Below are 19,903 nucleotides of genomic sequence, written 5' to 3' on the forward strand. Positions count from 1 at the left end.
AGATTTTCCGGGCATACCGGGACGGGAACGTTACCGTGGACGATTGTGGACCTGCATGACCTGATCGATCTGCTTCCCGACGGCGCCGTACTCACGGATCCGGACCTGCTGGCCGGTTATCGCCACGACTGGGCCCGCGATCCCGGGGCGGGAACGCCGCTGGCCGTGGTGCGCGCGACCAGCACCGCCGACGTCGGCGCGACGCTGCGCTGGGCCGACGAGCATCGGGTGCCCGTGGTGCCGCGCGGCGCGGGCTCCGGGCTGTCCGGGGGTGCGACGGCGGTCGACGGCGGGATCGTGCTGAGCACCGAGCGGATGCGCGCGATCACCGTCGATCCGGTCACCAGGACCGCGGTCGTGCAGCCCGGATTGTTGAACGTCGAGGTCAAACGCGCGGTCGCCGAACACGGGCTGTGGTACCCGCCGGACCCCTCGTCGTTCGAGATCTGCTCGATCGGCGGTAATGCCGCCACCAACGCGGGCGGGCTCTGCTGCGTGAAATACGGGGTGACCACCGATTACGTACTCGGCATGGAAGTCGTACTCGCCGACGGCACCGCCGTACGACTCGGCGGGCCGCGACTCAAGGATTCGGCGGGACTGTCGCTGACCAAACTGTTCGTCGGCAGCGAGGGCACCCTCGGCGTCATCACCGAACTGACACTGCGGCTGCTGCCCGCCCAGCCGCGCCAGAGCACCGTCGTCGCGACCTTCGCCTCCCTGACCGCCGCCACCGAGGCGATCCTCGCCATCACCGCAATGCTGCGCCCCTCGATGCTCGAATTCATGGACTCGGTGGCGATCAACGCCGTCGAGGACGAGATGCGCATGGGGTTGGATCGTTCCGCCGCCGCGCTGCTGGTCGCACGGTCGGACGCACCCGGCGAATTCGCCGCACGCGAGGCCGAACTGATGGTGGCCGCATGCGAGAAGGCCGGAGCCTCGGAGGTTTTCCACACCGAAGACCCCGACGAAGGCGAGGCGTTCACCGCCGCGCGACGCTTCGCGATTCCCGCCGTGGAACGGATCGGCCCGCTCCTGCTCGAAGACGTCGGCGTTCCGCTGCCTCGACTGGGCGACCTGATCACCGGCATCGCCGCGATCGCCCGGCGCAACGACGTACTGGTCTCGGTGATCGCGCACGCGGGCGACGGCAACACCCACCCGCTGATCGTGCACGATCCCACCGACGCCGCGAATACCGAACGCGCGCACCGGGCTTTCGGCGAAATCATGGACCTCGCCATCGAACTCGGCGGAACGATCACCGGTGAACACGGCGTCGGCCGACTCAAGAAAGCCTGGCTGCCCGCCCAAGTCGGGCCCGAGGTGATGGCACTGACCCAGCGCGTGAAAGACGCGCTCGATCCACACGGAATCCTGAATCCGGGGGCTGTGATATAGCGGCCGGGGCCGCGGGTTCGCGGCCCCCTTTGTCTCGCGTCCGAGTGGTCGAGACTCGCGACTGCGTCGCATTGTCTCGACCACTCGGACGCGAGACGGGCCGCGAACGGGGCACTCGTAAGACTCGCGCCGTGCGGGGTGGGGGTGATGGTGGTGTGGAGGCGTGGTGTCGGGTGCGGGAACGACGGGGGGTGGGCACTTAGCGCGTTTCGATGCGACAGCGGTGGTGTGTAACTCGCGAAGACTTCGTTAGGGCGTTGTAGGTGGGGTGGTCCGGAGCGAGGCGAGACGAGTCTGGTTCCTTACCCGGTCGGGGTGGTATCGGGCTCACGATATTCCGGTCGGGCGGGTGTGGCCGGGCGGGGCGCTTGTGAGGGTAGGGCGGCGGCACGGGGGGTGCGGTGAACACGGCTATACACTCGACTTCGAGCGTGGCCCGGCCTCGGTCGGGCCGGAACATATCCGACCACCGAGGAGTTCTGTCAGAACATGACCACCAGGCTCGAGCACAATGTCGCCGACACCCGTTTCGAGATCTACATCGACGACACCCTCGCCGGGTACGCCGATTACGCCGAACGGGACGACGCGAAAGTGCGCGACTTCCACCACACCATGACCTTCCCCGAATTCCGTGGTCGCGGCGTCGCGGGCGCGGTGGTCGGGTTCGCGCTCGACGAATCCCGTTCCGAGGGTTTCACCGTCATCCCCACCTGCTGGTACGTGGAGAAGTACATTGTCGAACACAACGAGTACGCCGACCTGGTGGCCTGATCCCCGCGCCCGGCTGGGCGAGCCGCGGATTCGGATCGCCCACTCCGGAAGCGCCCTTCACGAGTGCGCTGCGAACGAACGACAGGTGCGAGCCCGTCTTCGACTTGGACTGCGCGTCTGCTCGTGTGGTCTTCAGGCGACGGCGGTGCCGTCAGTCGGCGACTCAGCTTGCTAGCGGCCGTCTCTCGACCATGAGGATCAGCCGACTTACCACCCCGTCGGCCTGTACCACCGGCCCGCCACAGGATCAGGCAACTGGTGGGGGTAATAGTGCTGTGCCGTCAGGTTCTTCCACCAGTGACCGCCGGGTCCATCGGTTCTTCTCCCTCGCAACGCGCCGGCAAGGGGCTTGGAGCCGGGATTGACGGTGCCCACCGGCACCTGAGTGCGCGCTACACGAAGAGGCAATGCAAGGTCGGAGTCGTTGGATACCACTATGGCCGCGTCCACCGTTTGTTGGAAGATGTCCGCGAGTAGGTGAGTGGCCACATTGACATCAGAGCCTTTCTCCTCCCTCATCCGCACCGTCGCGAGAAGGACGTCGTCCCCGATCCCGTTCGATTTTCTGTAGATCGGCAGCTCCGGCGACCACGCCTCCGCCCCGGTGGGAACGATCAGCTGAGCACGTCCATTTTTCGACTCGTTCGCCAAGGGCACCTTTTTCGGCCAAGCCACGTACCGGCCGAGTTCGAGCACATCGATCGAGGCATGACCGCGAAGAGCCTTCAGATATACGTCCTGATCGGCGTACGCGCCGGGGCTGTCCCCGGCATCGACGCGAGCGGTGCAGTACACGACCCGGTCAACGAAGGAGTCGGTCCAACCGCATAGCGCGGCGGCGAGTGCTCGAACATCGAGCCAGCGCCAACCGGCGCTTCCTCGGCCACAGATACCACGCATGCCGTAGTACAGATTAAATGCGTCGACGTACACCCCCACCCGCACTTCAACCCCTCCTGCGCTATCGCTGACCTGGGTGTTCTCAGAGCCGGCCTCCACCCGTAGGTACGCGGAGGAAAAAAAGACCCAGCCCTACGAGAGGACTGGGTGAGTGATCGCAACTATAGGAGTGCCCCGCTGCTGTGTCAAACACTTCAGCGGACAACCATCAGCCGCCACTTCTTCTCAGGACCAGCAGCGCACGACCTGCGAACGGTACCGCTGATCCGTCTCGACGAGGCGCTTCGACGGATCGTCGCAACCGACGGCGCGGCTACGGGCACCGGGTTCGGTCGAAGCGCTTCGACTGCGACTGAATTACCCCTTGAGCAGGGCGCGCGACATCACGACGCGCTGGATCTGATTGGTGCCTTCGTAGATCTGGGTGATCTTGGCGTCGCGCATCATGCGCTCGACCGGGAAGTCGGTGGTGTAACCGGCGCCGCCGAAGAGCTGGACGGCGTTGGTGGTGACTTCCATGGCGACGTCGGAGGCGAAGCATTTGGCGGCGGCGGAGATGAAGCCGAGGTTCTTCTCGCCGCGCTCGGCGCGGGCGGCCGAGGTGTAGACCATCAGGCGCGCGGCCTCGATCTTCATCGCCATGTCGGCGAGCATGAACTGGGTGTTCTGGAAATCGGCGATGGCGGTGCCGAACTGCTTGCGATCCTTGGTGTAGGTGATCGCGGCGTCCAGTGCGCCCTGGGCCAGGCCGACGGCCTGCGCGCCGATGGTCGGGCGGGTGTGGTCGAGGGTCTGCAACGCGGTCTTGAAGCCGGTGCCGGGCTCGCCCACGATGCGGTCACCCGGGACTCGGCAGTTCTCGAAGTAGAGCTCGGCGGTGGGCGAACCCTTGATGCCGAGTTTGTGCTCGAGCGGGCCGACGACGAAACCCTCGTCGTCCTTGTGGACCAGGAAGGCGGAGATGCCGTTGGCGCCCTTGTCGGCGTCGGTCACGGCCATCACGGTGTACCAGGAAGACTTGCCGCCGTTGGTGATCCAACATTTGGAACCGTTGAGGATCCAGTCGTCGCCGTCCTTGCGCGCGCGGGTGCGCATGCTCGCGGCATCCGAGCCCGCCTCACGCTCGGACAGCGCGTAGGAGGCCATCTCGCCGTTGACGATATCCGGCAGCACCTTCTGCTTCAGTTCCTCGGAACCGTTGAGGATCATGCCCATGGTGCCGAGTTTGTTGACGGCGGGGATCAGCGAGGAGGAACCGCAGACCCGCGCGACCTCTTCGATCACGATGCAGGTGGCGACCGAGTCCGCGCCCTGACCGCCGTAGGCCTCCGGCACGTGCACCGCGTTGAAGCCTGCGGCGTTCAGTGCGCTCAGCGCCTCCTCCGGGAAGCGGGCGTTACCGTCGACGTCCTTGGCGTGCGGGGCGATTTCCTTCTCGGCGAGCCCGCGGATGGCCGACCGCAGTTCGTCGTGGAAGTCCTCGAGCTTGAAGAGGTCGAAGTTCGGATTTCCCGCCATGGGGGCACTCTCCTGGTCTGTGGTCTCGATCGCCGTATTGCGCATCGCTGCGTTGGGCAGAGTATCCGTTATCGGCACTCAGTGCCACGTTGCGGTCGAGTATACGCCGGAAGATCCACACCACATGGGGATACTCGATGGCACTGGGTGTCAGTCGACGGGCCGGGCGGCGATCCGGCATCGAAAGTCCGCTGACGGCGGGTTATGCCGGGCGACGCGAGTTCGCCAGGTCACAGCGTACCGAGTTTGCGGACGAGCAGATCGGCGACCTGCCGCGGCTGCATATCCCTCGGGAACACCGCCACCACCAGATCCTCGTCACTGTGCACCGGCCCGCGCCCCCGCGGAATCGAGGCCAGTTCGATCCGCAGATCCGCCGCGCCCGCCGCCGATTCCCCTCGAACCATTCGGCGCAGCAGATAGTTGTGGGTGGCGGTCACCGCCGCCGTGAACTGCACCCTGGCCAGATCCGGCGCCTCGGGCAGCCGCTCACGCAGATAGTCGGTGAACAATCGCTCGTAGCGGAAGACCGTGACGATCTCGCGTTCGCGCAGCGCCGGTACCCGCCGCACCACCCGGTATCGCCGAGCCGCGATCTCGCGCCACTGGGTGAATCTCTCGAAGACCTCGACCACGGCCCCGCACACGGCGTCCCACGGATCACCCTGCGCGGCTTCCAGATACGCGGACGCCTGCGCCAGTTGCGATTCGTGATCGGCGAAGACCACATCCTCCTTGGACCGGAACTGCCGGAAGAACGTCCGCCGCGAAATCCCCGCCGCCTCCGCGATCTCGTCGACGGTCGTCGCCTCGTACCCCTGTTCGGCGAACAACCGCAGCGCCTGATCCACCACCGTCAACCGGAACCGCGCCGCGTCGTCGTCCATCCGGGGCCGAACGCTCTCGCCAGTTGCCACCGGACCACAGTACTGGCCCCCGCCGACCAACCCTCCCCGCCCGGGAGCGGTTGGCCTTTCGACATCGGACGGGCGGCTCGGCTAGCCGAGGAGTCGGGCGCGCAGGGCGGCGTCCTTTTCCAGGACCATGGTTTCCAGGCTCGCCTGGAAGGTTTCCATGCGTTCGCGCAGGGCGGGGTCGGCGGTGCCGAGGATGCGGGCGGCGAGCAGGCCCGCGTTGCGGGCGCCGCCGATGGAGACGGTGGCGACCGGGACACCGGCGGGCATCTGCACGATGGACAGCAGGGAATCCATGCCGTCGAGGTATTTGAGCGGGACGGGGACGCCGATCACCGGCAGCGGGGTGGCGGAGGCGACCATGCCGGGCAGGTGGGCCGCGCCGCCCGCGCCCGCGATGATCACCTTCAGGCCGCGGCCCGCGGCGTCACGGGCGTAGTCGAGCATGCGCTGCGGGGTGCGGTGCGCGGAGACCACGCCGACCTCGAACCGAATCCCGAACTCCGCCAACGCTTCCGCCGCGGCCTCCATCGTCGGCCAGTCGGAGTCGCTACCCATGATCAGGCCGACAAGTGGATTACTCATGCGGATCCCATCCGTCGGTCCATACCGCGTGCGACATCCAGTACGCCGCCCGCTCTGCCTGCTCCCGCACCACCGCGACATCGTCGCCGAGCACGTTGACGTGCCCGATCTTGCGATCGCGGCGTTCGCCCTTGCCGTACAGGTGCACCTTCGCCCGAGGCAACCTAGCGAACAGGTGGTGCAGCCGCTCGTCCATCGACATCTGCGGCGCCTGCGGCGCACCGAGGATATTCGCCATCACCGTGACCGGCGCGAGCGGTGCGGTATCGCCGAGCGGGTAGTCCAGCACGGCGCGCAGATGCTGTTCGAATTGGCCGGTCACCGCACCGTCCATCCCCCAGTGACCGGAATTGTGCGGACGCATCGCGAGCTCGTTGACCAGCAGTTGGCCGCCCTCGGTCTCGAACAGCTCGACGGCCATCACCCCGACGACGCCGAGTTCGCGCGCGAGATTCAACGCCAGTGTCTCGGCCGCCGCCCCCGATTCCTCGGCCAGATCCGGCGCGGGCGCGATCACCACCGCACACTGCCCGTTGCGCTGCACCGTCTCGACCACCGGCCAGGTCGCGGCCTGCCCGTAGGGCGAGCGGGCGACCATCGCCGACAGTTCACGGCGCAACGCGACCTTCGCCTCGGCCAGCAACAGCACGCCGTTGGCCAATTGCTCGGTCACCAACGCCTCGGTCTGCGCGGCGGACTCCGGCATCCAGACACCGCGTCCGTCGTAACCGCCGCGCACGGCCTTGAGCACGAAGGGCCAGCCGTGCTCGTCACCGAAACGCACCGCGTCGGCGGGCTCGGTGACGGCGGTGAAAGCGGGAATCGGGATGCCGAGTTCGGCCAGTTTCGCGCGCATGGCCAGTTTGTCCTGCGCGAAGACCAGGGCCCCCGGCGGCGGCGCGACGTTGACCCCTTCGGCGACGAGCGCTTCCAGATGTTCGGTCGGCACGTGTTCGTGGTCGAAGGTCAACGCGTGCGAGCCGACGGCGACCTTGCGCAGCGCGGCGAGATCGTCGTGACTGCCGAGTACGACGTCGGAACTCACCTGGGCGGCCGGGTCGCCCGGGTTCTCGGCGAGCACGCGCAGGCATTGGCCGAGGGCGATCGCCGCCTGGTGGGTCATCCGCGCGAGCTGGCCGCCACCGACCATGGCGACGGTGGGCATCGAGGACGGATCGAAGGAACGGGGTGTCACGCTGATCAATCTTGTCATGTCAGGTGGCAATGATCGGTACCGGTACACTCGGCGCTTGTGTCATTCGTCGACGACGTGGTCAGCGTCCTCCCCCAGCCCCTCCGGGAGATCGCCTTCCGCCATCACGAGCTGATCAAATTCGCCATCGTCGGCGCCACCACATTCATCATCGACAGCGGCATCTTCTACACGCTGAAGTGGACCGTTCTGGCCGAGAAACCGGTCACCGCCAAGATCATCTCCGGCGTCATCGCCGTCATCGCCTCCTATGTCCTCAATCGCGAGTGGTCGTTCAAGAACCGCGGCGGGCGCGAGAAGCATCACGAGGCGCTGCTGTTCTTCTTCGTCAGCGGCATCGGCGTGATCCTGAGCAATATTCCGCTGTGGATCTCCAGCTATTGGCTCGACCTGCGCCAGCCCGATGTGAGTTTCGCCGTCGAGAACGTCGCCGATTTCATCAGCGCCTTCGTCATCGGCAATCTGCTCCAGATGGCGTTCCGGTTCTGGGCCATGCGCCGCTGGGTCTTCCCGGACGAGATGAGCGAGATCGTCGAGGAGTTCGAGGAATTGCTCGAGGAAGAACAGCTCGACCGCAGCTGAGGCTAACGCGGTTCGGTCACGGTGCCGACGCCCTGTCGATTCGGCGGGGACGCGCCGAGGAAGACCGCGAACAGCGCGGGTCTGCGCCGTTGCAATTCCAATCGGCCGCCGTCGGCTTCGATGAGGGCCCTGGCCAGCGCCAGCCCGACACCGGTCGAACCACCCGCCGAGAAACCCCGGTCGAAGATGTGCGGCGCCAGTTCGTCGCGGATGCCGTCGCCCTCGTCGGCGACCTCGACGCACACCAGCGGCTCCCGAGCGTTCCCCGGCCGCACCGTGCGGACCGAGACGGTGCAGGTGCCGCCGCCGTGCATGAGGGCGTTGTCGACGAGCACCGCCGCCGCCTCGCGCAGCCGAGACGCGGTGATCGGCGCGCTCAGCGACTGGTCGCCGGTGAGTACCAGGGTCCGGCCCGCCTCGGTGAACGGATGTTTCCACTCCTCGACGACACCGCTCAGTTCGTCCATCACCGGAATCGGGTCGCGGTCGGCGGCATCCTCGTCGCGGGAGGCGCGGACCAGATCGTCGATGGCCTCGGTCAGCCGGTCGACCTGGGCCATCGCCTCCTCGGCCTCGTGCACCACCTCGGGATCGGAATGCGCGGACAGTTCGTCGAGCCGCAGTCGCACCGCGGTCAGTCTGCTGCGCAGCTGATGGGAGACATCGGCGACCAGTGCGTGTTCGCGTTGCAGACGTCCCGCGATCTCCACGGTCGCGGAATCGAGCACATCGGAGACCCGGTCCAGTTCCGAGATGCCGTGCCTGCGCGGATCGGGGCGGAAATCACCCATGGCCAGGCGCGCGGCTCGGGCGGCCACGTCCCGCAGCGGATCGGCGACCCGGCGCGCGGTGACCACCGCGACCGCCGCCGCGGCGGCCAGCGAGACCAGCACCGCCAGCGCCACCACCGCGACGGCCTGGCGCTGCATCGCGTGCATCGGCGCGGCGGGGACCTCGAGTCGCAGCGACCCCGAAGTCCCCATCGACAGCGATTCCACCAGCGGATCGTCGACTTCGGCCACGCCGACATCCAGCCGCGAGGCATTGTCCTGCGGGGTCGGATAGACGACGGTGAGCTTGCCGTCCTTGGGCACGAGCGCGCCGACCGAACGGATGTCGAGACCGCCGCGCACCATGCCGTCCTGTTGTTCCTGGCTGATCACCTCGGTGGCGATGCGGTCGAGCCGGTCCTGCAGATCGTTGCGGGTGATGTCCTCCACCCACAGCCAGGCGGTGTAGATGAGCGGCACGCCGAGCACCACCGTGGTGATGGTCAGCACGGTGAGCATGGAACGCAGAATTCTGCGACGCACGTCAGTCGGTGTTCAGCCGGAATCCGACACCGCGCACGGTGACGATGCGGCGTTCCGCCATCGGCCCTTCGTCGCCGATCTTGCGGCGCAGCCACGACATGTGCATATCCAAGGTCTTCGAACCGCGCAGTTCGGCGTCACCCCACACCTCGCGCAGGATGGTCTCGCGCGGCACCACCTGACCCGCCCGGTCGATGAGCACCTTGAGCAGTTCGTATTCCTTGTTCGCGAGACCGATCTCGGCGCCGTTGACCAGCACGCGGCGCGCGGCCGGTTCCAGTCTGATCCCGCCGACCTCGACCGCCTCGTCACCGATACCGCTGCGCCGCAGCAACGCCCGCACCCGGGCCAGCAGTTCGGCGAGCCGGAACGGTTTTCCGACGTAATCGTCGGCGCCCGCGTCCAGGCCGACCACGAAATCCACCTCGTCGGTGCGCGCGGTCAGCATCAACACCGCCAGATCCGCGCCTCGGGCCCTGACCTGACGGCACACCTCGAGACCGTCCATGCCGGGCAGGCCGAGATCGAGGATCAGCAGATCGTGATTGCCCTCGAGGGCACGGCGCAGCACGGCGGGACCGAAACTCTCGACCGTGACGGAGTAGCCCTCCCGCCCCAGCGCCCGCGAGAGCGGCGCGGCGATGGCCTCGTCGTCTTCGGCCAGCAGTACGGCGGTCATGGTCCCAGATTACGGACAGCGGCGGTCCCGACGCGCACAACCGGCACGGCCACCGCGGAATCGACGCGCGTCACGACGTCCGGCGGATCATCAGTAGTCACCGTCCGGTATGCGGCTGCCGCGCCCCTGTTCCACCTCGAAGACCTGGTGGTACAGCATGGCGTGCACACCCTGCACGTCCGGGATGTCGTCGTATTCCAACGGTTCGTCGGACGAGGACGCGATGATCAGCGTGCCGGTGCCGAGCAGACGGTCGAACAATCCGTGCCGGAACTGGACGCTCGAGATGCGGTTCATCGGGATATCGATACCCGAATGCGTCAACACGCCCTGGCGCACGAGCACACGTCGCTCGGTCACGATGAAATGTGTCGACTTCCAGCTGACAACCGGTGCGACGCAACGCCATCCGAGGATGGCGAGCCACAGCACGAGCACCACGATCAGCAGGATCGACCTGGTCGGCGGATCGGTGGTCCGGTAGACGAATCCGCCGGCGAAACCCGCGACCGCGGTGGCGACCAGCAATATCACCGCGGGCCAGAACAGCATCTTCCAGTGCGGATGGCGATGGAGTATCAACTGCTCGTCCGGCGCGAGCACATCCTCCGGGTAACCCATGCCGGAACCCTACCGTGTGAAGATGCCCGAACGCCTGACACCGAACCATGGCGTGCTGCACAATCTTCAGCCGCGGGGGTTGAATTCGCCTGCCCGGCGACCGGGGCGCGAGGCACAGTGGTTTCTGCTCGACATCTCCTGCTCGACTGCTCGATCCGACCGACGAATGCCGAACCGACCGTGGAGGCGCGCGTGACCAAGGATCTGACCCAGCTCGAAATCCTGCGAGAACTGCAACCGGTGGCCGAGGAGAATCTGAATCGACACCTGTCGATCGCCAAGGACTGGCATCCGCACGACTACGTGCCGTGGGACGAGGGCCGTAATTTCGCCGCGATGGGCGGTGTCGACTGGGCTCCCGAGCAGTCGGCGCTGAGCGAGATCGCCCGCGTCGCGATGATCACCAACCTGCTCACCGAGGACAATCTGCCCTCCTACCACCGCGAGATCGCCCACAACTTTTCCCAGGACGGCGCATGGGGCACCTGGGTCGGGCGCTGGACCGCCGAGGAGAACCGGCACGGCATCGTGATGCGCGACTACCTGGTCGTCACCCGAGCGGTGGATCCGGTCGCGCTGGAACAGGCCAGGATGGTCCACATGACCAACGGCGTGTCCGCGCCGCCGAACTGGGGCGGTTTCCTGAGCAATGTCGCGTACGTGACGTTTCAGGAGCTGGCCACCAGGGTCAGTCACCGCAACACCGGGCGCGTCTGCGACGACCCCGTCGCCGACCGGATGCTCCAGCGCATCGCCGCCGACGAGAACCTGCACATGATCTTCTATCGCAACATCTGCGGCGCGGCGCTGGATCTGGTGCCCGACCAGGCCATGGTCTCCCTCAACCTGGTGCTCACCTTCTTCATGATGCCGGGTCTCGGGATGCCGAACTTCCGGCGCAACGGCGTGCTCATGGCCAAACACGGCATCTACGACCTGCGCCAGCACCTCGACGAAGTGGTGCTTCCGGTGCTGAAGAAATGGAATATCTTCGAGCGCGCCGATTTCACCGAGCCCGGCGAACGAGCGCGCGACGCGCTGGGCGCGTTCGTGGAGAAATTGGAGCAGGACGCGTCACGGTTCGAGGAGCAGCGTGACCGGATGCTCGCCAGGGAGGCCGCCCGGGGAGCCAGGCAGCCCGCCTGACGACGGATCGACTTCGCGCAACGTGCCCGTCACCCGCATCGGGTGGGGGCACGTGACGCGTTGCGGGTGTTCAGTATTCGGCGCGCAAATGAGTGACGTCGCCCGCCGAGACCGCGCGATCGCCGATCACCACCCGGCCACTGTGATCCACATCGATGGCGACACCGGTCAGGACCTCTCCTCCCGGCAGTTCCGCTCGCACCTCTTTGCCGAGGGTCGCGCATCGTTCGCGGTAGGCGGCGGCCAACTCCGCGACATCCCATCCGGCGTCGCGCCAGGCGGTGAACCGGTGGGCGAATTCGCGCAGAACGCTCGCGGCCAACTCGGTCCGGTCGACGGTGGAAGCGCCCGCCAGTGTCAACGAGATCGCGTGCGGCACAGGTAGTTCCGCCTCGTCCAGGCTGACGTTGAGGCCGACGCCGATGACGACGACGGGGGCCTCGCCCGCACTGGCGACCTCGGCGAGGATGCCCGCGACCTTACGTCCGCCGATCAGTACGTCGTTGGGCCATTTGAGATTCGCGTCGACGCCCGCGGTGCCGCGCAGCGCGTCGACCACCGCGACCCCGGTGAGCAACGGCAGCCAGCCGAGTACCGCGGGATCTATCCCGCTCGGGCGTACCAGTACCGACATCGCGATCTGCGCCCGCGGCGGACTGACCCAGTTGCGGGCATGTCGCCCGCGTCCCGCCTCCTGTGCCTCGGCGATCAGCACGCTGTTGTCGGCGTCACCGCGACCGGCCCGCGCGATCAGATCGGCATTGGTCGATCCGGTCGACTCCACCACGTCGACGCGGGAGTAGAACGGGAGCCGCGACGACTCGGCGACGCGACGACGCAGGAGTTCCGCGTCCAACGGTGGTCGATGCTGCGGCGATTCCGACGAGGGCGTGGTCACCAGGGGCACGCTACTCGGCGTGCCCCCGATAACCCGGATTCACCCGACGAGATCGAACTCCCACTCCGCGGCCGTGACGTCCTCCGCGGCCGTGAGATACCGCGCGTTCATCGCGCACTCCGATTCCGGGGCGATCCTCGCCGTTTCGGAGGACGCCGCCCCTTCGGTACCTGACTCCGTCTCCCAGTACTCCGGATCCAGAATCGTCGGTTTCGTCTCGACGGCTCGCCAACTGGTCCATGTCGCGGCGGTGGCGAATTCCGCAACCCATTTTCCCCATTCCCACATGGTCCGGCTCCTCCCCAGAGCTGAAATTCGGACTACCCGACGATATCCGGGGCCGGGCCGGGCACGCCTCCCACATGGTCCGGCTCCTCCCCAGAGCTGAAATTCGGACTACCCGACGATATCCGGGGCCGGGCCGGGCACGCCAGTGATTTTCGCCGCCCGAGGCCCACCGAGAACCCCCGGATCCGTTGTGGGATGGCACAGTCCTGTATGTGGACCGACCAGGGGATTCCAGGCTCCGGACCTGCGCGGAAACTGATCTAGCTGCGGTTTTTTGTACTGGCGGGTAGCCAAGACTGGGTTACGGAGAAGTATCGGCTCTGGTTACACTCCGGACCATGACGAGTGTCCAGCAGCAGTCCGCCTCCGGTTCGGCGGACTCCCCCGATATCCACACCACCGCCGGGAAGCTGGCTGACCTGCGGAATCGGCTGGAAGAGGCGCAGCACCCGATGGGTGAGGCCGCGGTCGACAAGGTACACGCCAAGGGCAAGATGACCGCGCGCGAGCGCATCCTCGCCCTGCTCGACGAGGGATCCTTCGTCGAACTCGACGCGCTGGCCCGCCACCGCTCCGTCAATTTCGGCCTGGACAGTAATCGCCCGCTCGGCGACGGTGTCGTCACCGGCTACGGCACCATCGACGGCCGCGACGTCTGCATCTTCAGCCAGGACGTCACCGTCTTCGGCGGCAGCCTCGGCGAGGTCTACGGCGAGAAGATCGTCAAGGTCATGGACCTGGCGCTCAAGACCGGCCGCCCGCTCGTCGGCATCAACGAGGGCGCCGGCGCGCGCATCCAGGAGGGCGTCGTCTCCCTCGGCCTGTACGGCGAGATCTTCCACCGCAACATCCAGGCCTCCGGCGTGATCCCGCAGATCTCGCTCATCATGGGCCCGGCCGCCGGTGGTCATGTCTACTCCCCCGCGCTGACCGACTTCGTGGTGATGGTCGACGGGACCAGCCAGATGTTCGTCACCGGCCCCGACGTCATCAAGACGGTCACCGGCGAGGACGTCACCATGGAGGATCTGGGCGGCGCGCACACCCACATGACCAAATCCGGTGTCGCGCACTACGTCGCCTCCGGCGAGCAGGACGCCCTGGACTACGTCAAGGATCTGCTGTCCTACCTGCCGAGCAACAACCGCGCCGAAGCGCCGCGCCTGCCCGCCACCGACCCCATCAACGGGGCCATCGAGGATTCCCTCACCGACGAGGACCTCGAACTGGACACGATCATCCCCGACTCGCCGAACCAGCCCTACGACATGCACGAGGTCATCCGGCGACTGCTCGACGACGACGAATTCCTCGAGGTCCAGGCCGAGCGCGCGATGAACATCATCGTCGGCTTCGGCCGGGTCGACGGCCGCAGCGTCGGTATCGTCGCCAACCAGCCGACCCAGTTCGCTGGCTGCCTCGATATCGACGCCTCGGAGAAGGCCGCGCGCTTCGTCCGCACCTGCGACGCGTTCAACATCCCGATCATCACCCTGGTCGACGTTCCCGGCTTCCTGCCCGGCACCGGCCAGGAGTACAACGGCATCATCCGGCGCGGAGCCAAGCTGCTCTACGCCTACGGCGAGGCCACTGTGGGCAAAATCACGATCATCACCCGCAAGGCCTACGGCGGCGCCTACGACGTCATGGGTTCCAAGCACATGGGCGCCGATGTGAACCTCGCGTGGCCCACCGCGCAGATCGCCGTCATGGGCGCTTCCGGCGCCGTCGGCTTCGTCTACCGCAAACAGCTGCAAGAGGCCGCGACGAGCGGAAACGACGTGGACGCGCTGCGTCTCGAGCTTCAGAACGAGTACGAGGACACCTTGGTGAACCCCTACGTCGCCGCCGAGCGCGGCTACGTGGACGCGGTCATCCCGCCGTCGCACACGCGCGGTCAGATCGTGTCGGCGCTGCGTCTGCTCGAGCGCAAGATGGTGACCCTCCCGCCCAAGAAGCACGGCAACATCCCGCTGTGATTGCGCGATACCCTCGGTAGGCCGCTCACACTTGTCGTAGATGATGCGATGAGTGGATCCGAGGATGACCATCACATCATCCGGAGACATCGAGCATGGGTGTACCGAGGGCTGGACGCCTGATCGAGGTAGAGAGAGGATCTGGCACTGTGACGACCGTGGCAGAAGAAGAACTGTTGACCACCGCCGAATTGGAGCTCACAGTCGACCCGATCGCGGAGGAGGTCGACGCGGTCGCGGAGAGCACGGCGACCGCAGACGGCGCGGGCGAGCAGGCGTTCATCCGCATCGTCAAGGGATCCCCCAGCGACGCCGAGATCGCCGCGCTGGTCTGTGTTTTCGCCGCCGCCGCGAGCGGTGACGGTTCGGGCACCGACCGTGGTCCGTCGGATGCCTGGGGTCGACCGACCCTGATGCACCGCGGCACGTCGCCGTTCTCGCCGTACGCCTTCCCACAGCTGTCGCATCTGCGCTGACGTGACCGGGCGCGACGAGCGAACGATCGAGGTCGTGCCCTTCCGGCACGCCGTGACCGAACCGCACGCCCCCGGGGCGCGGCCGTGACGCGATTCGTTCTCGCGTCCGCGTCCCCGGCGCGCCGGGAAGTACTCCGCTCGGCGGGTATCGAACCCGTCGTCCTCGTTTCCGACGTGGACGAGGACGCCGTCGCCGCCGCACTGCCGGAGGGGACACCGCCGCACCGGGTCGTCGTCGAATTGGCAAGGGCCAAAGCCGAATCCGTCGCGGCCGAATTCCTCGCCGCCGGAACGGCCGAGCTCGGCGCGGACAGCGTCGTCGTGGGCTGTGATTCGATGCTGCTGGTCGACGGCGAACTCCAGGGCAAACCGCACACCCCCGAGATCGCGCGGACACGCTGGGCCGTCATGGCGGGCCGCAGCGCGGATCTGATCACCGGACACTGCGTACTGCGCGTGCGCGACGGTGAGATCGTGGGTTCGGCGCTGGATTGCAGCGCCACCACCGTGCATTTCGGAAAACCCGAGCCCGAGGAACTGAACGCCTACATCGACAGCGGGGAACCGTTGAAGGTCGCGGGCGCGTTCACTTTGGACGGGCGCGGTGGCTGGTTCGTCGACCGGATCGACGGCGATCCGTCGAGTGTCATCGGTATCGGGCTACCACTGCTTCGCCGCCTGCTTGGCGATGTCGGCGTCGGCATTGCGCAACTGTGGGCCGCCGACATGCCCGGCTGAGGTCTGCGCCAGCGGCGGTTCGTTCAGCGGCGGGCCCTCGGCACGCCCAGGAGCCGCCGCATCGCGATTCTCCAGGGTGCGGCGCGCGGCCGTGAGTTCCAAGCGCACGACACACAGCTCGGGCTCCACGAACGGCTGCAACCGCACGTTCACCGCGCCGCGCGAACCGTTGCGATCGAGAACTTCGTTGATGAGACCGAGATGGACGCCGCAGACCACCTCGGAGTGGGTGCGCGCCAGATCGCGCAGCGGACACGCCGTCATCTTGATGAGTACCTGGTCATCGGGCTCACCCGACTGATCGCGTTCGGGTGCGAAGCCGAGTTCGGACAGCAGTGTCACGGTGACGTCCTTGGCGTCCTCCAGTGATTTCACCGGGTGGTCACCCGCGTCCAGTTTGGCGCCCCAGACCCGGCCCGCGGTGATGGCGGCCTCGGAACGACGTCGAGGATCGGGACCGAGCTGGTCGGCGAGAACCTGGGACAATTCCTGATAGCCGACAGATCGCTGGACGGCGCTGTAACCGATACGCGGACGGCCGCGACCGCGTGGCGGCTGCTGGAATTGCCTTACCAGGGATTCCTTGGTCAGGACATCGAGGTGAAATCGGACAGTGGTGACGTGCTGCCCGGTGATGCGAGCCAGTTCCTGGGCATCGAGAGGTTCGCTGGCGCCACGTAGGATCGCGAGCAGTCGACGTCGCGGCCAAGAATCGGACATAGCTCACCCCTCCTCCCGAGAGACTTTATCGGATGTGGGTGCGATTTATTCGCCCATTCAGCCGATTCGTGATCTGAAACGAGTTTCACTTTCGTCCCCACACTTACCATCGCCCTGCTACCCGAACCGCTGTAACCGCCCGTCTACCTCGCGTGAAGGACTCAACATCGTGCCCGTTGCTCCGGACCCACATCCCGCATTCGGTTCCTACGCACACCCACACCGACTAGTAACCACAGAGTGGCTGTCGGCAAACATAGGCACGCCGGGACTCAAGATCATCGAGTCCAACGAAGACATCCTTCTGTATGACATCGGCCACGTTCCCGGTGCGGTCAAGATCGACTGGCGGGGCGACCTGAGCGATCCGGTCGCCCGTGACTATATCGACGGCTCCCGATTCACCGAGCTGATGCGCGCCAAGGGAATCGAGCGCGAGGATACCGTGGTCATCTACGGAGACCGCAACAACGCGCAGGCGGCACACACATTGTGGCTGTTCACGCTGTTCGGTCACCAGGATGTGCGACTGCTCGACGGCGGACGCGAGAAGTGGATCTCCGAGGAACGCGACACCACCTTCGAACCCGCCTACCCCGCCCGCTCCGAGTATCCGACGGTGCGCCGCGACGACACCTCGGCCCGCGCCTTCCGTGACGACGTGTTGATCCACCTGGGCAAGCCGATCGTCGACGTGCGCTCGCCGGGCGAGTACTCGGGCGAGGCCGACCCCGAGCCCGGGGAGGCGGCGCTGCGCGGCGGGCATATCCCGACCGCGGTCAACATCCCGTGGACCCGGTCGACGACCACACACAGCCGGTTCCGTTCCCGCGCCGAACTGGACGAGATCTACGAGGCGCTCGACGGCCGCGACGATGTCGTCGTCTACAGCCGCGTCGGCGAGCGGTCGAGCCACAGCTGGTTCGTGCTGACCTATCTGCTCGGCTACGAGACGGTCCGCAACTACGACGGCTCCTGGGCCGAATGGGGCAACTCGGTACGACTACCGATCGCCACCGGCGAGCAGCCCGGTGAGGCGCCGGTCACCCCCGCGCGACGTAGTCGGCAGCGTTAACACCGAAACCGGCCGGACCAGGGCGTATCTCACATCGGAAACAGCACTGTGATCCACGACCTACTGCCCAGTAGGTACATCCGGGTTCCGCGTCTGTTGACAGACTGCCTACACTCGCCCGAGACGTTAATTGTCGACCACGGGAAATGGAGCCTGCGCAGCAACCCACCCCCGCGAAGCGACCAGAAGATTGCAAACCAGGAGGCTCAGTGCCCAGCCATGCCAGCGCGCGGATCACGAAGGTACTCGTAGCTAACAGAGGCGAGATCGCCGTGCGCGTGATCCGGGCGGCCAAGGATGCCGGAATCGGCAGTGTCGCGGTCTACGCGGAACCGGACGCCGAAGCCCCCTTCGTCAAGCTCGCCGACGAGGCGTTCGCCTTGGGCGGTCAGACCTCGGCCGAGTCGTACCTCGTCTTCGACAAGATCCTCGACGCCGCCGCCAAATCCGGCGCGGACGCCATCCACCCCGGCTACGGATTCCTCTCCGAGAACGCCGACTTCGCCCAGGCCGTCATCGACGCCGGGCTGATCTGGATCGGCCCCTCCCCGCAGTCGATTCGCGACCTCGGCGACAAGGTCACCGCGCGCCATATCGCCGAGCGGGCCAAGGCCCCGATGGCGGCGGGCACCAAGGACCCGGTCAAGAACGCCGACGAGGTCGTCGCGTTCGCCGAGCAGTACGGCGTTCCGGTCGCGATCAAGGCCGCCTTCGGCGGTGGCGGGCGCGGCATGAAGGTCGCCCACACCATCGCGGAGATCCCCGAACTCTTCGAATCGGCCACCCGCGAGGCGGTCGCCGCCTTCGGTCGCGGCGAATGCTTCGTCGAGCAGTACCTGGACAAGGCCCGCCACGTCGAGGCCCAGGTCATCGCCGACCAGCACGGCAATGTCGTGGTCGCGGGCACCCGTGACTGCTCGTTGCAGCGCCGGTTCCAGAAACTGGTCGAGGAGGCGCCCGCGCCGTTCCTCACCGACGATCAGCGCGCGCGCATCCACGCCTCGGCCAAGGCCATCTGCAAGGAGGCCGGTTACTACGGCGCGGGCACCGTGGAATACCTCGTGCAGGGCGACACCGTGTCGTTCCTCGAGGTGAACACCCGCCTGCAGGTCGAGCACCCGGTCACCGAGGAGACCGCGGGCATCGACCTGGTGCGTCAGCAGTTCCGTATCGCCGAGGGTCACGAACTGTCCATCACCGAGGACCCGACCCCGCGCGGACACTCCTTCGAATTCCGCATCAACGGCGAGGACGCGGGCCGCGGCTTCCTGCCCGCCCCCGGCCCGGTCTCGGTGTATCGCGAGCCCACCGGCCCCGGCGTGCGCGTCGATTCCGGTGTGGTGCAGGGCAGCGTCATCGGCGGGCAGTTCGACTCGATGCTGGCCAAACTGATCGTCACCGGCGAGAACCGCACCCAGGCGCTCGAGCGGGCCCGGCGCGCGCTCGCCGAGTTCGAGGTCGAGGGTCTGGCCACGGTCATCCCGTTCCACCGGGCGATCGTCGAGGATCCGGCGTTCATCGGTGACGGCGAGAAGTTCGACGTCTACACGAAGTGGATCGAAAACGAGTGGGTCAACTCGGTCGAGCCGTACACCCCGGCCGGTGCGACCGAGGACGAGGACGACGATCTGCCGCGCCAGAAGGTCGTGGTCGAGGTCAGCGGCCGTCGCGTCGAGGTCTCGCTGCCGGGCAGCTTCTCCGTCGGCGGCGGTGCGGGCGGTAACGGCACCGGTGTCATCCGCAAGAAGCCCAAGCCGCGTAAGCGCGGTGGCGCGGGTGGTGCCGCGGCCTCCGGTGACTCGGTCACCGCGCCGATGCAGGGCACCGTGGTCAAGGTCGCCGTCGAAGAGGGCCAGTCCGTCGAGGCGGGCGATCTCATCGTGGTGCTCGAGGCCATGAAGATGGAGAACCCGGTCAACGCGCACAAGGCGGGCGTGGTCACCGGGCTGTCGGTGGAGGCGGGCGCCGCCATCACCCAGGGCACGGTGCTGGCCGAGATCAAGTAGGCCGTAGGTCACAGCGAAAGCGGGCGTGGACTTTCGAGTCCACGCCCGCTTTCGCGTTTCCCTGGTTAGAGAGA

At 66.8% G+C, this 19,903-nt stretch carries 20 protein-coding genes; 9 read left to right on the top strand and 11 right to left on the bottom strand.

The annotated features are described in order from the left end of the window. The first annotated feature begins 45 nt into the window (after positions 1-45). Entirely contained in the window at positions 46-1,404 is a 1,359-nt protein-coding gene (locus DAT37_RS35095) for an FAD-binding oxidoreductase (RefSeq protein WP_408637480.1), read from the top strand. A gap of 489 nt (positions 1,405-1,893) precedes the next feature. After that, on the top strand, positions 1,894-2,178 hold the full coding sequence (locus DAT37_RS35100) for a GNAT family N-acetyltransferase (protein WP_109529237.1): 285 nt from the start codon (positions 1,894-1,896) through the stop codon (positions 2,176-2,178). A 207-nt stretch (positions 2,179-2,385) separates the two neighbouring features. Here the strand turns inward: DAT37_RS35100 and DAT37_RS35105 are convergent, their stop codons facing one another. The 5 genes from DAT37_RS35105 to DAT37_RS35125 all read right to left on the bottom strand — a co-directional run bounded on the left by DAT37_RS35105 (position 2,386) and on the right by DAT37_RS35125 (position 7,308). Next, positions 2,386-3,123, bottom strand: a complete 738-nt coding sequence (locus DAT37_RS35105; RefSeq protein ID WP_109529267.1) for an NYN domain-containing protein — start codon at positions 3,121-3,123, stop codon at positions 2,386-2,388. Between the two features lie 312 nt (positions 3,124-3,435). Further along, positions 3,436-4,596, bottom strand: a complete 1,161-nt coding sequence (locus DAT37_RS35110; protein WP_109529268.1) for an acyl-CoA dehydrogenase — start codon at positions 4,594-4,596, stop codon at positions 3,436-3,438. 230 nt (positions 4,597-4,826) lie between these two features. After that, positions 4,827-5,483: a TetR/AcrR family transcriptional regulator gene (locus DAT37_RS35115; RefSeq protein WP_109529238.1), complete on the bottom strand. Its 657-nt coding sequence runs from the start codon at positions 5,481-5,483 to the stop codon at positions 4,827-4,829. Positions 5,484-5,594: 111 nt separating this feature from the next. After that, a complete protein-coding gene (gene purE, locus DAT37_RS35120) occupies positions 5,595-6,095 on the bottom strand; it encodes a 5-(carboxyamino)imidazole ribonucleotide mutase (RefSeq protein ID WP_109529239.1) in 501 nt (166 codons plus the stop codon). Further along, positions 6,088-7,308: a 5-(carboxyamino)imidazole ribonucleotide synthase gene (locus DAT37_RS35125; protein ID WP_109529240.1), complete on the bottom strand. Its 1,221-nt coding sequence runs from the start codon at positions 7,306-7,308 to the stop codon at positions 6,088-6,090. Before DAT37_RS35125 ends, purE begins: the two co-directional genes overlap by 8 nt. Positions 7,309-7,347: 39 nt before the next feature. Between DAT37_RS35125 and DAT37_RS35130 the strand changes: the two genes are divergently transcribed. Beyond that, positions 7,348-7,890, top strand: a complete 543-nt coding sequence (locus DAT37_RS35130; RefSeq protein WP_109529241.1) for a GtrA family protein — start codon at positions 7,348-7,350, stop codon at positions 7,888-7,890. 2 nt (positions 7,891-7,892) lie between these two features. Here the strand turns inward: DAT37_RS35130 and DAT37_RS35135 are convergent, their stop codons facing one another. From DAT37_RS35135 to DAT37_RS35145, 3 genes are all read right to left on the bottom strand, one after another. After that, a complete protein-coding gene (locus DAT37_RS35135) occupies positions 7,893-9,203 on the bottom strand; it encodes a sensor histidine kinase (RefSeq protein ID WP_109529242.1) in 1,311 nt (436 codons plus the stop codon). 1 nt (position 9,204) lies between these two features. Further along, entirely contained in the window at positions 9,205-9,882 is a 678-nt protein-coding gene (locus DAT37_RS35140) for a response regulator transcription factor (RefSeq protein WP_109529243.1), read from the bottom strand. A gap of 90 nt (positions 9,883-9,972) precedes the next feature. Next, positions 9,973-10,503: a PH domain-containing protein gene (locus tag DAT37_RS35145; RefSeq protein WP_109529244.1), complete on the bottom strand. Its 531-nt coding sequence runs from the start codon at positions 10,501-10,503 to the stop codon at positions 9,973-9,975. A gap of 192 nt (positions 10,504-10,695) precedes the next feature. On the opposite strand from DAT37_RS35145, the gene DAT37_RS35150 reads away from it, so the two are divergent. After that, a complete protein-coding gene (locus tag DAT37_RS35150; RefSeq protein ID WP_109529269.1) occupies positions 10,696-11,649 on the top strand; it encodes an acyl-ACP desaturase in 954 nt (317 codons plus the stop codon). Between the two features lie 70 nt (positions 11,650-11,719). On the opposite strand, the gene DAT37_RS35155 is transcribed toward DAT37_RS35150, so the two are convergent. Together DAT37_RS35155 and DAT37_RS35160 are read right to left on the bottom strand one after the other, a co-directional pair. After that, complete coding sequence (locus tag DAT37_RS35155; protein ID WP_232840196.1) at positions 11,720-12,547, bottom strand: biotin--[acetyl-CoA-carboxylase] ligase; 828 nt, start codon at positions 12,545-12,547, stop codon at positions 11,720-11,722. 39 nt (positions 12,548-12,586) lie between these two features. After that, a complete protein-coding gene (locus DAT37_RS35160) occupies positions 12,587-12,835 on the bottom strand; it encodes a hypothetical protein (protein ID WP_109529245.1) in 249 nt (82 codons plus the stop codon). Positions 12,836-13,173: 338 nt separating this feature from the next. Between DAT37_RS35160 and DAT37_RS35165 the strand changes: the two genes are divergently transcribed. The 3 genes from DAT37_RS35165 to DAT37_RS35175 all read left to right on the top strand — a co-directional run bounded on the left by DAT37_RS35165 (position 13,174) and on the right by DAT37_RS35175 (position 16,028). Beyond that, positions 13,174-14,814, top strand: a complete 1,641-nt coding sequence (locus DAT37_RS35165; protein ID WP_109529246.1) for an acyl-CoA carboxylase subunit beta — start codon at positions 13,174-13,176, stop codon at positions 14,812-14,814. 149 nt (positions 14,815-14,963) lie between these two features. Beyond that, the gene (locus DAT37_RS35170) at positions 14,964-15,290 is read left to right on the top strand and encodes an acyl-CoA carboxylase subunit epsilon (protein WP_109529247.1); all 327 of its coding nucleotides are present in this window, start codon (positions 14,964-14,966) and stop codon (positions 15,288-15,290) included. A gap of 84 nt (positions 15,291-15,374) precedes the next feature. Further along, positions 15,375-16,028 carry a Maf family protein gene (locus DAT37_RS35175; RefSeq protein ID WP_109529248.1) on the top strand — a complete coding sequence of 218 codons (654 nt, stop codon included), beginning with the start codon at positions 15,375-15,377 and terminating at the stop codon, positions 16,026-16,028. Here the strand turns inward: DAT37_RS35175 and DAT37_RS35180 are convergent. Continuing rightward, on the bottom strand, positions 15,951-16,748 hold the full coding sequence (locus DAT37_RS35180) for a helix-turn-helix transcriptional regulator (RefSeq protein ID WP_109529249.1): 798 nt from the start codon (positions 16,746-16,748) through the stop codon (positions 15,951-15,953). The genes DAT37_RS35175 and DAT37_RS35180 overlap by 78 nt on opposite strands. Positions 16,749-16,917: 169 nt before the next feature. Between DAT37_RS35180 and DAT37_RS35185 the strand changes: the two genes are divergently transcribed. Together DAT37_RS35185 and DAT37_RS35190 are read left to right on the top strand one after the other, a co-directional pair. Continuing rightward, entirely contained in the window at positions 16,918-17,823 is a 906-nt protein-coding gene (locus DAT37_RS35185) for a sulfurtransferase (RefSeq protein WP_109529250.1), read from the top strand. Positions 17,824-18,032: 209 nt separating this feature from the next. Beyond that, positions 18,033-19,829 (top strand): acetyl/propionyl/methylcrotonyl-CoA carboxylase subunit alpha, encoded by a 1,797-nt coding sequence (locus DAT37_RS35190; RefSeq protein WP_109529251.1) that lies wholly within the window; start codon positions 18,033-18,035, stop codon positions 19,827-19,829. The last annotated feature ends 74 nt before the right edge of the window (positions 19,830-19,903 follow it).

Source organism: Nocardia aurea, from assembly GCF_003123685.1.
Lineage (GTDB): Bacteria > Actinomycetota > Actinomycetes > Mycobacteriales > Mycobacteriaceae > Nocardia > Nocardia aurea.

What these genes read in the sequence shown, in the direction of transcription:
- DAT37_RS35100 (WP_109529237.1), top strand. Translation starts at nt 1,894, where the DNA reads ATGACCACCAGGCTCGAGCACAATGTCGCCGACACCCGTTTCGAGATC.
- DAT37_RS35110 (WP_109529268.1), bottom strand. Translation starts at nt 4,596, where the DNA reads ATGGCGGGAAATCCGAACTTCGACCTCTTCAAGCTCGAGGACTTCCAC.
- DAT37_RS35115 (WP_109529238.1), bottom strand. Translation starts at nt 5,483, where the DNA reads ATGGACGACGACGCGGCGCGGTTCCGGTTGACGGTGGTGGATCAGGCG.
- purE (WP_109529239.1), bottom strand. Translation starts at nt 6,095, where the DNA reads ATGAGTAATCCACTTGTCGGCCTGATCATGGGTAGCGACTCCGACTGG.
- DAT37_RS35125 (WP_109529240.1), bottom strand. Translation starts at nt 7,308, where the DNA reads ATGACAAGATTGATCAGCGTGACACCCCGTTCCTTCGATCCGTCCTCG.
- DAT37_RS35140 (WP_109529243.1), bottom strand. Translation starts at nt 9,882, where the DNA reads ATGACCGCCGTACTGCTGGCCGAAGACGACGAGGCCATCGCCGCGCCG.
- DAT37_RS35145 (WP_109529244.1), bottom strand. Translation starts at nt 10,503, where the DNA reads ATGGGTTACCCGGAGGATGTGCTCGCGCCGGACGAGCAGTTGATACTC.
- DAT37_RS35160 (WP_109529245.1), bottom strand. Translation starts at nt 12,835, where the DNA reads ATGTGGGAATGGGGAAAATGGGTTGCGGAATTCGCCACCGCCGCGACA.
- DAT37_RS35165 (WP_109529246.1), top strand. Translation starts at nt 13,174, where the DNA reads ATGACGAGTGTCCAGCAGCAGTCCGCCTCCGGTTCGGCGGACTCCCCC.
- DAT37_RS35180 (WP_109529249.1), bottom strand. Translation starts at nt 16,748, where the DNA reads ATGTCCGATTCTTGGCCGCGACGTCGACTGCTCGCGATCCTACGTGGC.